Source organism: Roseicella aerolata (assembly GCF_020523605.1).
In the GTDB taxonomy this organism is placed as follows: Bacteria; Pseudomonadota; Alphaproteobacteria; order Acetobacterales; family Acetobacteraceae; genus Paracraurococcus; species Paracraurococcus aerolatus.
Map to the genome: position 1 here is coordinate 41,982 of NZ_JAJAQI010000013.1, position 13,994 is coordinate 55,975.

14 protein-coding genes are annotated in these 13,994 nt (G+C 73.6%); 7 read left to right on the forward strand and 7 right to left on the reverse strand.

Going from position 1 to position 13,994, the window contains the following annotated elements; genetic code table 11:
- Window positions 1-48: 48 nt before the first annotated feature.
- Both LHA35_RS10440 and kefF read right to left on the reverse strand, forming a co-directional pair.
- Entirely contained in the window at window positions 49-1,953 is a 1,905-nt protein-coding gene (locus LHA35_RS10440; protein ID WP_226608023.1) for a monovalent cation:proton antiporter-2 (CPA2) family protein, read from the reverse strand.
- Window positions 1,954-1,956: 3 nt separating this feature from the next.
- Window positions 1,957-2,541 (reverse strand): glutathione-regulated potassium-efflux system oxidoreductase KefF, encoded by a 585-nt coding sequence (gene kefF / locus LHA35_RS10445; protein WP_226608025.1) that lies wholly within the window; start codon window positions 2,539-2,541, stop codon window positions 1,957-1,959.
- Between the two features lie 421 nt (window positions 2,542-2,962).
- Between kefF and LHA35_RS10450 the strand changes: the two genes are divergently transcribed.
- From LHA35_RS10450 to LHA35_RS10460, 3 genes are all read left to right on the forward strand, one after another.
- A complete protein-coding gene (locus tag LHA35_RS10450) occupies window positions 2,963-4,090 on the forward strand; it encodes a helix-turn-helix transcriptional regulator (RefSeq protein WP_226608032.1) in 1,128 nt (375 codons plus the stop codon).
- 271 nt (window positions 4,091-4,361) lie between these two features.
- Window positions 4,362-4,787, forward strand: coding sequence for a hypothetical protein (locus LHA35_RS10455; protein WP_226608034.1), 426 nt, complete (start codon window positions 4,362-4,364; stop codon window positions 4,785-4,787).
- Window positions 4,784-5,815 (forward strand): hypothetical protein, encoded by a 1,032-nt coding sequence (locus LHA35_RS10460; RefSeq protein WP_226608036.1) that lies wholly within the window; start codon window positions 4,784-4,786, stop codon window positions 5,813-5,815. The genes LHA35_RS10455 and LHA35_RS10460 overlap by 4 nt, the downstream gene beginning before the upstream one ends.
- 132 nt (window positions 5,816-5,947) lie before the next feature.
- Here the strand turns inward: LHA35_RS10460 and LHA35_RS10465 are convergent, their stop codons facing one another.
- The 3 genes from LHA35_RS10465 to LHA35_RS10475 form a co-directional block, all read right to left on the reverse strand.
- Entirely contained in the window at window positions 5,948-7,045 is a 1,098-nt protein-coding gene (locus LHA35_RS10465) for a site-specific DNA-methyltransferase (protein ID WP_226608037.1), read from the reverse strand.
- A 351-nt stretch (window positions 7,046-7,396) separates the two neighbouring features.
- Window positions 7,397-8,017, reverse strand: a complete 621-nt coding sequence (locus LHA35_RS10470) for a ribonuclease HII (RefSeq protein WP_226608039.1) — start codon at window positions 8,015-8,017, stop codon at window positions 7,397-7,399.
- Between the two features lie 152 nt (window positions 8,018-8,169).
- The gene (locus tag LHA35_RS10475) at window positions 8,170-8,565 is read right to left on the reverse strand and encodes a cupin domain-containing protein (protein WP_226608046.1); all 396 of its coding nucleotides are present in this window, start codon (window positions 8,563-8,565) and stop codon (window positions 8,170-8,172) included.
- A 172-nt stretch (window positions 8,566-8,737) separates the two neighbouring features.
- Here LHA35_RS10475 and LHA35_RS10480 point away from each other — a divergent pair, with 172 nt between their 5' ends.
- Together LHA35_RS10480 and LHA35_RS10485 are read left to right on the forward strand one after the other, a co-directional pair.
- A complete protein-coding gene (locus LHA35_RS10480; RefSeq protein ID WP_226608047.1) occupies window positions 8,738-9,535 on the forward strand; it encodes an HpcH/HpaI aldolase family protein in 798 nt (265 codons plus the stop codon).
- A gap of 147 nt (window positions 9,536-9,682) precedes the next feature.
- Window positions 9,683-10,111, forward strand: a complete 429-nt coding sequence (locus LHA35_RS10485) for a cupin domain-containing protein (RefSeq protein WP_226608049.1) — start codon at window positions 9,683-9,685, stop codon at window positions 10,109-10,111.
- Window positions 10,112-10,405: 294 nt separating this feature from the next.
- On the opposite strand, the gene LHA35_RS10490 is transcribed toward LHA35_RS10485, so the two are convergent.
- Complete coding sequence (locus tag LHA35_RS10490; RefSeq protein WP_226608051.1) at window positions 10,406-11,521, reverse strand: PA0069 family radical SAM protein; 1,116 nt, start codon at window positions 11,519-11,521, stop codon at window positions 10,406-10,408.
- A gap of 89 nt (window positions 11,522-11,610) precedes the next feature.
- Between LHA35_RS10490 and LHA35_RS10495 the strand changes: the two genes are divergently transcribed.
- Window positions 11,611-12,297, forward strand: coding sequence for a TIGR04283 family arsenosugar biosynthesis glycosyltransferase (locus LHA35_RS10495; protein WP_226608052.1), 687 nt, complete (start codon window positions 11,611-11,613; stop codon window positions 12,295-12,297).
- A gap of 37 nt (window positions 12,298-12,334) precedes the next feature.
- On the forward strand, window positions 12,335-12,910 hold the full coding sequence (locus LHA35_RS10500; protein ID WP_226608054.1) for a TIGR04282 family arsenosugar biosynthesis glycosyltransferase: 576 nt from the start codon (window positions 12,335-12,337) through the stop codon (window positions 12,908-12,910).
- A 368-nt stretch (window positions 12,911-13,278) separates the two neighbouring features.
- On the opposite strand, the gene LHA35_RS10505 is transcribed toward LHA35_RS10500, so the two are convergent.
- Entirely contained in the window at window positions 13,279-13,959 is a 681-nt protein-coding gene (locus tag LHA35_RS10505; protein WP_226608165.1) for an ankyrin repeat domain-containing protein, read from the reverse strand.
- Window positions 13,960-13,994: the final 35 nt, after the last annotated feature.

Sequence of the window (13,994 nt, forward strand, 5' to 3'; positions counted from 1 at the left end):
TGACAGGCCGCGCGATGCCCACGGCGCGCAGGTCCTGACCGTCCGGCTTCAGCCCGAGGCGGCCGCGTCCCGCTCCGCCGCCCGCTGCCGCGCCTCCTCCACCAGGCTGCCGGTGTCCCAACCATCATCGAGGGCAGTCCGCCCGCGCGCCCGGTCGCGCTCCAGCACCGCCACCAGCTGCTCCGAGGCCTCCCGCATCGCCAGGCTGTAGCTGCCGTCATCGCTGCCGCGCAGCGCGGCCAGGCGCTCCAGCACCCGCAGATCGTGGCGGCGGAAGATCCGCCCGGCGCGCTCGGCCTCATAGGCCGGCATGCCGAGGCGGCGCAGCGCCTCCACCCCCATCTCCAGGGCGGAGCCGAAGGTCTCCCGCACCACCAGATGCGCGCCGGCTTCCATCAGCTCATAGGCATGCACGCGATCGGTGGCGCGGGCCAGCAGCTGGGCCTGTGGGAAATGCCGGCGCACCGTGCCGACGATGCTGTCCGTCGTCTCCTTCGCATCGGTCGCCACCACTACCAGCGCCGCTTCCCCGGCGCCGGCCGCGTGCAGCAGCTCGGGGCGGGAGGCATCGCCGTAGAAGACGCGGAAGCCGAAGCGGCGGAGCTGCTCGATCGTCTCCATGTCATGGTCCAGCACCGTCACGGCATGGCCCTGCGCCAGCAGCAGCCGGCCGACGATCTGGCCGAAGCGGCCGAAGCCCGCGATCACCACGCTGCCCTGCGGCTCGATCGCGTCCGGCTCAGGCGGCAGCGCCGCGCTGGCCAGCCGGTCGGCCAGGCGCCCATGGCCGAGCATCAGCAGCGGCGTCACCGCCATGGAGAGGGCGACGACGGAGACCAGCAGGCTGGCCTCGGCGGGCGGCATCACGCCGTTCTGGACGGAGAAGGCCAGCAGCACGAAGGCGAACTCGCCGCCCTGGGAGAGCACCATGGCGGTCAGCAGCACCTCCGGCCTCGGCCGGCGCGCGGCGAGGCCGAGGCCGGCCAGCACGGCGGCCTTCACCGCGACCAGCAGCAGGACGAGGCCGGCGACGGTGAGCGGCGCCTCCGCCACCTGCGCGAAATCGATCCCGGCCCCGACCGAGAGGAAGAACAGGCCGAGCAGAAGGCCCTTGAAGGGCTCGATGTCGCTCTCGAGCTCGTGCCGGAATTCGCTGTCCGCCAGCACCACGCCGGCGAGGAAGGCGCCGAGCGCGGGGGAGAGGCCGACCGCCTGCATCAGCAGGGTGATGCCGACCACCAGCAGCAGGGCGGAGGCGGTGAAGATCTCCCGCAGGCGCGTCTCCGCGATCATGCGGAAGGCCGGGCGCGTCAGCAGCCGGCCGCCCAGCACCACCGCGGCGACGGCACCGAGCACCGCCAGCGCCTGGCCCCAGGGCGGCAGGGAATCGATCCAGCCGCCGCCATGGCCATGCGCGGCCTCCGCGCCCGCCGCCGGGGCCACCGCCAGCAACGGCAGCACCGTCAGGATCGGGATGACCGCGACATCCTGGAAGAGCAGCACGGCGAAGGAGGTCTCGCCACCACCGGTCCGCAGCAGGCCGCGCTCCGCCAGGATCTGCAGCGCGATGGCGGTGGAGGACATGGCCAGGATCAGCCCGGCGGCGAGGGCCATGCGCCAGTCGAAGCCGAAGGCGAGGCCGATGCCGGCGATGGCCAGCGCGGTGAGCCCGACCTGCAGCCCGCCCGCGCCCAGCACCGGGCCGCGCATGGCCCAGAGCCGCGCCGGCCGCAGCTCCAGCCCCACCAGGAAGAGCATCATCACCACGCCGAATTCGGCAAAATGCATGACGCGTTCGGGCTCGCCCGCGAGGCGAAGGCCATGCGGCCCGATGGCGACGCCCGCCAGCAGGTAGCCGAGCACCGAGCCGAGGCCGAGCCGCCTGGCGATCGGCACTGCCGCGACCGCTGCGCAGAGATAGACGAAGGCTTCCGCCAGCAACCCGCCGCCCATGGCTCAAGCCCCCCCATGGGCGTGCTGCGGCGGCGCGGGCCGCGCCCCGGCCGGCCCGTCGCGCAGCCCTTCCAGCAGCGCGCGATAGGCGGTGGCGTGGCGCGCGAGGGCGGCTTCGTCGAGCAGATGCGTGCCGTGCAGGATGAAGGGCGGCAGCCAGCGCATGCGGCAGAGCCGCGCCGTCGCCTCGAAGGGGCGGAGGAATTCCACGAGGCTGTGGCGGTTCAGCCCCTCCGGCCCATAGGCCGGCTCGCTGCCGCCGGCCGTGACGGCGGACAGCAGCGCCTTGCCCGCCAGGGCGGTGCCGGCCCGGCCATAGGCGAAGCCGTGCTCCAGCACCAGGTCCTGCCACTCCTTCAGGATGGCCGGGCAGGAATACCAGTAGACCGGGTGCTGGAAGACGATGACGTCATGCCGCAGCAGCAGCGCCTGCTCCCGGTCCACATCGATCAGGAAATCCGGATAGGCCTCATACAGGTCGTGCAGGGTGACGTCCGCGATCCCCTCGGCCGCCCGGCGCAGCGCCGCATTGGCGCGGGAACGCCGGCGCGCGGGGTGGGCGAGCAGCACCAGGATGCGCTGGGTCATGGGGGGCCTTTCCGGGGGGCAGGCCAGGGTCGGCGTCGGGCCCCGCCCGGGTCAAGCGGGCCGTTCGGCCGTCGCGCCCGTGCGCCTCCCTCTGCCGCGGCAGCGGACGGGCCCTGCGTATGGGCTGGGCGGCGGCGGGGCTTGCGTGCCCCTTCTGCCGCAAGCACGGCGGCGTCGCGGGGCCCTGTCGCCCGGGCGCAGGGCGCGCCGGGTGGCATGGCCTGGGATCACATTCCGCTGCAAGTCCGGGGATGGCCGCCCGCTCGCGCTTGACCGCGAGCGGGCGTCGGAAAGAGTCCTCGTCCAATGCGCAGCCTGGCCCAGGCGCCGCCGGCTGCAGCCGGTCTGCCCGCAGCCGGGCAGGGTGTAGGCGCCCCGCTGGCCTCCCTCCTCCGCCGGCGACAGAGGAGCCCGGTCCTGCATGCGCCTGCTCACCGATCCCGAACTGCTGAGCGATACGATCGGCGCCATCTACGACTGCGCGATGCGGCCGGAGCGCTGGGAGCTTGTCCTGGCCGAGCTGGCCGGCATGATCGGCGCTCGCCGGGCCTTCCTCGGCATCGGCAGCCCCGGCGGCACGATGAAGGCCATCGTGGTGGACCACGGCATCGATTTCAGCCCTCAGGACGCGGCGCGCTACAACCCCATCAACCCGATCCTGCCTCTCGGCATGGTCTGGCCCTTCGACCGCGCCCTGGTCGCCTCGCGCGACTACGGCCTGGAGGAGCTGCGCGCCACGCGCTTCTACCGCGAGTATCTGGCGCCGCGCGGCGACCTCGACATGATCGGCTTCGCGCTGATGCGCGAAGGCGACGCCACCGGCCACTGGCTGCTCATCACCCAGATGGACCGACCACCCATCACCGCGGAGGAGGCAGCCGGCCTCGAACTCGTCGCGCCGCATGTCCGGCGCGCGGTCGAGATCTCCCGCGTGCTCGGCGACCAGAGCCTCTCGGCCCGCACCTACCGCGCCGCGCTCGAGCGGCTCGATGCCGCGGTGCTGATCCTCGACGGCAAGCGCCGCGTCACCTATGCCAACCCGCAGGCCGAGGCGGCGCTCGCGGCAGGCCGGGTGCTGCGGACCGGGCCGGACGGACGCCTCCGCGGCGCCACCGACGCGGCGGAGCGGGCGCTGCTCCGCGCCGGCGAAGGCACCGCCGGCGGAATCGAGGCGCCCGTTTCCGAGGAGAATGGCGAGGAGCACCTGCTCTTCGCCCTCTCCCTTGATCTCGCGGCCGAGGACCGGCTGGGTCAGGAGGAACGTGCGACGCTCCTCGTCCTGCGCTCCCCGCGCGAGGACACGCGCAATCCGGTCACCATCGCCGCGCGGGTCTTCGGGCTGACGCCGGCGCAGGTCCAGGTGCTCGCCTTCCTCGCCCAGGGACATGCACCCGAGGACATCGCCGGGATTCTCGGGGTCTCGGTCGCAACGGTGCGTTCCCACCTCGCAGACCTGTTCCGCCGGACGGGCACTGCCCGCCAGGCGGAACTCATCGCCCGCACCCTCAGCCTCGCCTCGCCGCTGCGGACGGATCTGCCGCCGGCCTGACGCCGGCGCAGGTCACGCGGGGGCAGGATATGCGGCGCCAGCCCTCGCGCCGCGCTCCCGCCGCGGCTGACGAGCACGCGAGGCCGCGGTCGTTTCCGGCTGCATCCCTCAAACGAAGGATGCGTCGCGCCCTGCCGTTCCGCGGAATTGCCCGCCCGGTGGCGGCCCATCCCGACCCGCGGCGCCCTCCGGTGGCGCCGCAGCAGCCTGCGGCCACCGCCTGCCGTCCGGCAAGGGACGGCACCGGCAGTTCCTGGTGGAGGCAGAGCCCATGGCGCGGCGTGACCCGGATGAGTCCTGCGCGACGAAGCGCAGGGAGGCGCCACGCCCGGTCGGGAGGGGCCGGCACCGTTCCCTCCGCCGCGCGCCCGCCCTGCTCGCCGCCCTCCTCCTCGTGCCGGACGCCCGCGCGGACATGGCGGGTGAGGCGCTGATCGCCTTCTGCCGTCCCCACGCGGCACCCGCCGGTGCCGGCGCTGGCTCTTGCGTCTGCTCCGTCGAGCAGATCGAGCACGCGCTGACGGAGGGCGAGTTCGTGCAGTACATGCTCTGGCGCCGTGCCGCCGGGACGCTGACCCGGTCCGAGCTGCGGCTCGCCACCGGGCTGGCCGCCGCCTGCGGCGAGGAGGCGGCCAGGGCGCGGCGCGCGGCGGCCGTCCTGCCCGTGCCGGCCGCCAACGGGCCGCATGCGCCATGAGCCGGGGCGGCAACCGGCTTCTCGCCCTGGCCGGCCGGAACGGTCCGGCGCTGCTCTGCGGCGGCGTGCTGATCGGCTTCGTCGCGCCGCCGCTGGCGGAGTTGGCGCGGCCACTGATGGGCCTCGCGGTCTTCGTCTTCACGCTCGGCGCTTTCCTCAAGGTCGATGGCGTTGCCTTCCGCGCCGAGGCGGCGGACCGCCGCGGGCTGCTGCTGGTCCTGGCCTGGGCAAGCTTCGGCGTGCCGCTGCTCGCCTATGCCCTGCTGCTCGTCCTGCGGCCGGAGCCGGACCTGGCGCTCGGCTTCCTGCTCTGCTTTCTTGCGCCGCCGGTCGGCAGCGCCGCGGCGATCGCCGCCATGCTCGGTCTCAGCGCGCCGCTCGCGCTGCTGGCGACGGTTGCGGCGACGCTGGCTGCGCCCTTCTACCTGCCCGCGCTCTCGACGGCGCTGGCCGGGGCGGCGCTGGCCATTGACCCACTCCTTCTCTCCGCCCGCCTTGGCGTGATCGTCGGCGGCGCGGCCGGCACCGCTTGGTTGCTGCGGCGCTTCGCCGGGCGCTGGGTGGTGGACAACCCGAATGCGATGACCGGCATCGCCGTCATCGGATTGCTGCTCGTTGCCATCGGCGCCATGCGCGGCATGCAGGCGCAGATCCTCGCGACACCGCAAGCGGCCGCGCTGGTCCTCGGCCTCGCCTTCCTCGCCAATGCCGGGTTCCAGGTCGTGGGCGCCTTGCTGTTCGGCGCCATGGACCGGACGCGCGCACTGACCGTCGGGCTGGTGAGCGGCAACCGGAACATCACGCTGGTCTGGGCGGCGGCGGCCCCCTTCCTCGCGGAGCGGCGCGGGGTCGAGCTCGTTCTCGCCATGAGCGTCTTCCCGATCTTCATGCTGCCCGCGGCGACGCGCCGGCTGCTCGCCGCCCTGCAGCGGCGGCGCGATGCGCCTGGACCGGCACAGCCGAGGCAGGCTGCGCGGCTCCCGGCGGCGGAGCCGGCGCGGGAGGGCGAGGCATACCGGCTGCGGTGAACCGCCCCGGCGGCACGACCGAAGCAGCCGATGCGGCGTGTCTCGACACCCGCGAGGACCGGCAGCCCGGTGATTCTCCCGTGCAGGGAGGCGGCCGCGATGATGGCGGGCGCGGTGGCGCCGGGGCGCGGGTCAGCGCGTCCCGAGCATCTCCGCCCGGTATTCATCCAGCAGCCGCAGCTTCCCGCCGGGCTGCTCGACATGCCAGAAGGCCCAGCCATTGCAACTCGGCGCGTCCTGCACCGCGGCGCCCACCTGGTGGATGGAGCCCTGCGCCCGGCCGCAGCGGATGGAGCCATCGGCTGCGACGGTCGCGTTCCAGCGCCGGGCGCGGTCGGTCAGGACGGTGCCGGGCGGGATCACCCCGCGCTCGACCAGCGCGCCGAAGGGCAGGCGGGGCTGTTCCCGCTTGCCGGCGGTGACCAGGGCGGCGCTTTCCGAGATCGGCTCGATGGCGGCGATGCGCTGCGCCGCGGCCTCGGCATAGGCGGGGTCGCGTTCCAGTCCAACGAAACGGCGGCCGAGCCGGCGCGCCACGGCGCCGGTGGTGCCGGTGCCGAAGAAGGGGTCGAGGATGACCTCCCCGGGCATGGTGCAGCTCAGGATCACCCGGTGCAGCAGCGCCTCCGGCTTCTGGGTCGGGTGCAGCTTGCCGCCCTTCTCGTCGCGCAGCCGCTCGGCGCCGGTGCAGAGCGGGATGAACCAGTCGCTGCGCATCTGCAGGTCCTCGTTCAGCGACTTCATGGCGGCGTAGTTGAAGCGGTAGCGGCTCTCGGGGCCGCGGGCAGCCCAGATCAGCGTCTCATGCGCGTTGGTGAAGCGGCGCCCGCGGAAATTCGGCATCGGGTTCGCCTTGCGCCAGATGATGTCGTTCAGCACCCAGAAGCCCAGGTCCTGCAAGGAGGCGCCGAGGCGGAAGACGTTGTGGTAGCTGCCGATCACCCAGATGGTGCCGTCCTTGCGCAGCACCCGCCGGGCCTCGGTCAGCCAGGCGCGGGTGAAGGCGTCATAGGCCGGCAGGCCGTCGAAGCGGTCCCACTCGTCATCCACCCCGTCCACCAGGCTGTCATCGGGCCGGCGCAGGTCGCCCTTGAGCTGGAGATTGTAGGGCGGGTCCGCGAAGATGGCATGGACCGAGGCCGGCGGGAGCCGGCGCATCAATTCGATGCAGTCCCCGACCATGATCTGGTCGAGCGGCAGATCGAGCCCGGTCCCCACGATGTCCCTCATTCCATTGCTGCGCGCCGGCCTCCGCTTGTGCCGGGGCGGCCCGGATCGGTGCGATCGGGGCGCGAATCCCCACTGCCCGCCAACATCGCCGTGCCGAGTCGCCGGGTCAACCGAAGCCTGGGCGGCTTCGGCATCTGACCTGGCGTGTGTGTTCTTGCGGACTCATACCGACGGCCGTTGATGGTGGCGCATCAACGGCCCCTCCATCGCCGGGCGGTTTGCTCCGCAAAGCTTGGCTACGCCGCACAGGCGGCGGCGCCCGTCCGGGCGCTCGGCGTGAATGGGACATTCATGCCGCTGGTATCGGACCGGTCCAGGCAGGGGGCTGGCCCGGCGGGGCGGCGGGGGGCGTCAGAGGGTGAGCGCCGCCTGGTCCACCGGCGCGAAGCCCCGCCGGTGGTGCGGGCAGGGCCCATGCGCGGCCAGCGCCGCGCGGTGCCGGGCGGTGGGGTAGCCCGCATGGGCGGCGAAGCCATAGGCCGGCCAGCGCGGGTCGAGCCGCGCCATCGCGCGGTCCCGCGTGACCTTGGCCAGGATGGAGGCGGCCGCGATCGAGAGGCTGAGCCCGTCCCCGCCCACCACGCAGCGGACCGGGCAGGGCAGGGGCGGCGGGCGGTTGCCGTCCACCAGCGCGAGGTCCGGCGCCAGGCGCAGCCGCGCCACGGCCCGTGCCATGGCAAGGTGGGTGGCGCGCAGGATGTTCAGCCGGCCGATCTCGGCGGCGGAGGCGGCGGCGATGGCGCATTCCGCCTCGCCGCGCGCGGCAGCCTCCCGCAAGGCGGCGAAGGCGGCGCCGCGCGCCGCCGCCTTCAGGCGCTTGCTGTCGTCCAGCAGGGCGGCGAGGAGCGGCGGGACGCCATTCGGGAAGGCCACGGCGGCGGCGAGGACAGGACCGGCGAGCGGGCCGACCCCGGCCTCGTCCACCCCCGCGACCAGGCCGCCGGCTGCCGCCTCCAGCGAGAAATCGGGCATGCGGCGGAGACTACAGCGGATCGCGCCATATCCGAACGCCGACCCGCCGCGGGGTGCGGCCCGCAGGCCGGATGCAGCCCCCAAGGCGCCATGCCCGTCCGTGAGCCGGCCCTGCCGCCGTGCCCGGACCGGGCGAGCGGCGCGCCGGCGCCTCAGGCCGGAGAGGCGAGCGGCTTGTCCTTTTCCACGACATAGGTGATGGCCAGGCGGCAGTACTTGAGCGTCCTGCCACCATGCGGGGTGTTCGGCGGCACCTGGAAGCCCTCGCCGGCGACGAAGCGCTTTGCCGGCTGGCCCTGGATCTCCAGCTCCAGCTCGCCTTCCGTCACCACCGAGGATTCGATGCCGGGATGCGTGTGGCGGGCGATCACCGTGCCCTCCGGCGCCTCCAGCGTCATCAGGATGGAGATTTTGCCATCGCCCGGATAGTCGATGGTGCTGACCGTCTTGCGCTGGACGCCCTGGGCCTGCGCCGGCTCCACGCCAGTGGCGATGAGACCGGCCGCGCTGCAGATGGCGCAGGTGAGGAAGGCACGACGTGAGGCCATGGGGGCGTCCCTTGTATCGTTCCGTAGTCAGGGAGTAACGCTAGGGCCGCTGCACCGGCCCGGCAATCCGTCGCCTCTCGCCGGAGCGTGTCCGGCCGGAACCCGGCGCTGCATGGCACCGGCGCGGACATGGCAGCTAGGCTCCCGGAGCGACCGCCGCAGGGAGCCGGGAATGACTACGTCCTACCGCCCGCTGAACCGCCTGCGCGCCCTCTGGGCGGAGGACCGCTGTGCGCTGGGCGCCATCGCCACAATTCCCTCCGTCCAGGTGGTGCAGATGCTCGCCGCCGCCGGGCTCGACTTCATCATCATTGACATGGAGCACGGGCCGATCGGCCCGGCGGAGGCGCATGCAATGATCGCCGCGACGCAGGGCACGCCCCTGGTGCCCCTGGTGCGCGTCGCCGCCACCCAGGCCTGGTACGCCAAGGTCCCGCTCGATCTCGGGGCCATGGGCGTCTGCTTCCCGCTGATCTCGACCCGGGCCGATGCCGAGGCGGCGGTGCGCGCCGTGCGCTACCCGCCCGCCGGCGAGCGCGCCTGGGGGCCCTTCTACGCGCCGCCACGCTGGGGCCTCTCGCCGCGCGACTACCAGGACCGTGCGGATGCCGAGGTGCTGGCGATCGCCACCATTGAGCACCAGGCGGCGCTTGCGACCATCGACGAGGTCGTGGCGGTGCCTGGCCTCGACCTGGCCTTCATCGGGCCGGGCGATCTTGCGACCAGCCTCGGCCACCGCGGCCGTGCCGAGCACCCGGATGTCCAGGCCGCGGCAGGGCGGCTGGAGGCGGCGATCCGCCGCAGCAAGGTGGTGCTGGGCGGTGTCGCGCCGCAACCGGAACAGGCCATGGCCATGATCGCGCGCGGCTACCGGGCGCTGGTGGTCGGCTTCGACTGGTCGCTGCTGCAGCGGGGCGTCGCAGCAGCCATCGCGGGGGTGCCGCGCCAGAACGGATCGCGGCGGGCGTGAATGCCCGGGCGCGTCAATCCACTCCACGGACAGCGCGTGGCAGCGGAGGGCGTTCGGAGCCGACCGGACTCCGTTGCAGCGAAGGGTTTGCCTTCGGCGGCGGCCAGCGCCTAGGCTTTCCCCGCCAAGAAGAACACGGAGGCGTCCATGCCCGACGGCACCCAGAAGCCGCAGGCGAGCACGATGCGGAAACGGCTGACTGTGGATGAACCCTCGCCGCGCTCGGTCTTCCTCGACGTGCCGAACATGCCCTGGGAGGAGACCAAGTTCCCCGGCATCAGGTGCAAGACGCTCTACAGCGACGGCAGCGGCATGGCGACGCTGCTGCTGGAACTGGAACCGGGCGCGGTGGTGCCGCTGCATGAGCACACCGCGATCGAGCAGACCTATGTGCTCAAGGGCCATTTCGTGGATGAGGAGGGTGAGTGCCTGCCCGGCCAGTTCGTCTGGCGCCCGGCCGGCAACACCCATATCGCCTGGGCGGGGAAGGAGGGGGCGACGATCCTCGGCGTCTTCCTCAGGCCCAACATCTTCGCCGATGGCAGGCCCTTCTTCACCGAAGAGAAGAAGGCCTAGAGCAGATCGCGGAGGGGCGTGAACGCCCCGCAGCGTGAATCTGCTCTACGGACAATAGCCTGCAGCGGATTGGCGTTCATTTTTGAACGCAATCCGCTGTAGCGCCACCGCGCGCCGCCCCCGCCACCCATCCCCGCCATGCATGGCACCGGCGCGGGGGGGGGCGCCGATGCCATGCACCCCGCCCTGCCGCGCATCGGGGGGGCGTGCGCGGCGGTCGGGATGGCCGGGCGTGCCTGAGGAAGCCGCCTGGCCATGACGTGGGGGGAGGGGCAGGCGGTCCCTGCCGCGGGGCTAGAGCAGCTCCAGCTGCCGCGCCTCCGCCCGCGCCGCCGGCGCCGCGAATTGCGAGCAATCGAGCTTCTGGCCGCGGGCATTCGTGCCCGTCATGCCGAGCCGCGCCGCCGCGACCTGGAAGCGCTGCGCCAGCATGTCGGCATAGACGCCGGTGCCGGTCTGCCGCTGCCCCCAGCGGCTGTCATAGGCGCGGCCGCCGCGCGTCTCCCGCACCAGGGCCAGGATGCGCGCGGCGCGCTCGGGGACATGCGCCTGCACCCATTCCTCGAAGAGCTGGCGGATCTCGAGCGGCAGGCGCAGCAGCACATAGCCCGCGCGGGTCGCGCCGGCGGCGGCACTTTCGGACAAGATCCGCTCCAGCTCCGCGTCGTTGAGCCCGGGGATCATCGGTGCCGCCAGCACGCCCACCGGCACGCCGGCCTGGGCCAGCGCCGCCATCGCCTGCAGCCGCCGGAAGGGGGAGGCCGCGCGCGGCTCCATCCGCCGCGCCAGCTTCGGATCCAGCGTGGTGACGGAAAGGCAGACATGCACCAGGTTGCGCCGAGCCATCCGCGTCAGGATATCGAGGTCGCGCAGCACGCCGGCCGACTTGGTCACGATGGTGACGGGGTGGCCGAAGCGCTCCAGCACCTCCAGCACCTGGCGGGTGATCAGCAGCGTCCGCTCGATCGGCTGGTAGGGATCGGTATTGGCACCGAGCGCGACCGGCCGCGGCGCATAGCCCGGGCGGCGCAGCTCCTTCTCCAGCAGCGCCGGGAGATTGGGCTTGAAGAGCAGCTTCGTCTCGAAATCCAGGCCCGGCGAGTAGCCGATATAGGCATGGCTCGGCCGGGCATAGCAGTAGACGCAGCCATGCTCGCAGCCGCGATAGGGGTTGAGCGAGCGGTCGAAGCCGATATCCGGGCTGTCATTAAAGGTGAGCGCGCTCCTCGCCCGCTCCCGCACCAGGGTGGTCGGCAGCGGCGGCAGGTCGGACATATCCGCCAGCGTGCCCCAGCCATCGTCGAAGGCCTCGCGCGCCGTGCTCTCATACCGGATGGCGGGATTCGAGAGGGCGCCGCGACCCTTGCGCAGCCCAGGGATCCCGGCAGAAACGGAGAGACCGTCCGGCATGGCGGAGTTCCCATTCTGTTCGTCGCCACCTTGCCGGGGGCGGCGCAGGGCTGTCAAGAACATCATAGGAACGAATGGTTAAGGACCCCTTGGAACAAACCCTGTCCATCGTCATCCCGACCCTGAACGCCGCCGGCAGCCTGGGCAGGATGCTGGCCGCCTGCGCCGAGGCCAGGACGGGGATGGGGGCGGAGCTGGTGGTGGCGGATGGTGGCAGCAGCGATGGCACGCCCTCCCTCGCCGAGGCCGCCGGCGCCCGCCTGGTCGCGGCGCCGCGCGGCCGTGGTCCGCAACTCGCGGCCGGTGCCACGGCGGCGCGGGGTGACTGGCTGCTCTTTCTGCATGCCGACACAAGACTTGCCCCGGGCTGGGCGGCGGCGGCGCGCGGCTTCCTGGTGGACCCGGCCAATGCTGGCCGTGCCGCGTATTTCACCTTTGCGTTGGATGATGCCTCGCCCGAGGCGCGGCGGCTGGAGCGGCGGGTGGCCTGGCGCTGCCGCGCCCTGGCCTTGCCCTATGGCGACCAGGGGCTGCTGCTCTCGCGAACCCTCTACGACGCGGTCGGCGGCTACCGGCCGATCCCGCTGATGGAGGATGTGGACCTGGTCCGCCGCCTCGGCCGCCGCCGGCTCGCCGCGCTGCCCGTGCCGGCCGTCACCTCGGCCGAGCGCTGGCGGCGGGAGGGCTGGCGCCGCCGCTCGGCGCGCAACCTGCTCTGCCTGTCGCTCTGGTTCCTCGGCGTGCCGCCGCGGCTGATCCAGCGGGTCTATGCATGAGGGCGGGGCGCACTGGCACGGATCGCCGGATGGGCCGATGAGGAGCGATACGCTGATCATCTTCGCCCGCGCCCCGCGGCTCGGCACCGTGAAGCGTCGGCTGGCGCAGGGGGTCGGCCAGCTCGCGGCGCTCCGCTTCTACCGCGCCCAATTGCGCCGGCTGCTGCGGGAGGTCGGGCGGGACCGGCGCTGGCGGACCGTGCTGGCGACCACACCCGACCATCTCCGCTGGCCCACCGGCCTGCCGATGCGGCCGCAGGGCCGGGGCGATCTCGGCCAGCGCATGGGCCGGGCGCTCGCGCGGCACCGGCGCGCGGTGCTGGTCGGCTGCGACATCCCGGAACTCCGCCGGGCCGATATCGCCGCCGCCTTCCGCGCCCTCGGCCGGGCGCAGGCGGTGTTCGGCCCGGCGGAGGATGGCGGCTACTGGCTGGTCGGCTTCGGCCCGCGCCGCCCGCCGGACCCCTTCGCGCGCGTGCGCTGGTCCACCGGGGAAGCGCTGGCGGACACGCTGGCCAATTGCCGGCGCCATCGGGTGGCGCTGCTGCGCCGGCTGCGGGATGTGGATACCGCCGCGGACCTCGCCGCGCTGCGGCGGCCGGCGCGGGGCTGACCGCACCAGGTCATACCGACCCGCACAAATGCTGACGCATTTGTGCGGCCTCAATCGCCGGCGCCGCCTCCAGCGGCTTGGCTACGCGCCATAGGGCGCGGCGCCCATCCGGGCGCTCAGCCGCCTGCGGCGGCTGCAGGTCAGCCATTATGCGGCCCCGTATCATGCGCGGCGGACGCAACGCCGACCTGCGGCCCGCCTCCTGTGCGGCGAAGCCGGGCCGGCGCCGGCTTCCGAGGGCCGGAAGGTGGCACCTTCCCGCCCGTGGTAGGCCCAATCGGCCTGGACATCAGGCGGCGCGGGTCGGAGAACCGAAGCGCCTCAGGGTGCCTGCTGCTGGCGCGCAGGGTCCCCGGCCAGTGTGCCGATCAGCCCCGCCCGCGGCCGGACTGTGCCGGGCGCGCGGGACGCGAGGCCGGTGCCGAGGCCGGCGCCACCGCCCCCGCGGGACGGCCGGCATCGAAGCCGAGAAAGCCGATCTCCGGGATCGGCGCTCCGCCATCGCCAGCCCAGAGGCGCGGGTTGCGCACGGTCGGCGCCGGCATCGGGATGCCGCGCTCGGCCGCCGGCGCAGGGGGCGGCGGCTCCGCCGTGCGCCGCCCGGCCCGCGGGGGAGGAGGGGCGGCCGGCGCCTCCTCGGGCGGCCCCGCCACCCGGGCGCCGCCGCGGGCCGAGAGCAGGTAGAACATGATCTCCCTCCGCCCCTGGTCCACCGCCGCATCCAGCGGCGTCAGGCCGAGCACGTTCCGCGCATCGAGATCGGCGCCGCGCGCCACCGCGTCGCGCGCGGCCGCCAGGTCGCCGCGGTTGATGGCATCGAACAGCGCGGCATTGGGCGAGAGCACCTGGTTCGGGTCGGCCGGAATGGGCGCGGGCGCGGTGCGGTTCTGCAGGCCGGGCAGAGCGGGTGGCGGCGGGCGGTTGGCACCCGGCGCCGCGGGGGGCATCGGCCGGCCGGTGCCGCGGGCGAATTGCGCGGCGGCCTCCCCGGCCGGCAGGGCGATGCAGGCGAGGAGGGCGAGCGGCAGCAGGCGGGACGGGGCACGCATGGCGCCTGCTTACCCTTTGCGTCGCCGCGCCGCCA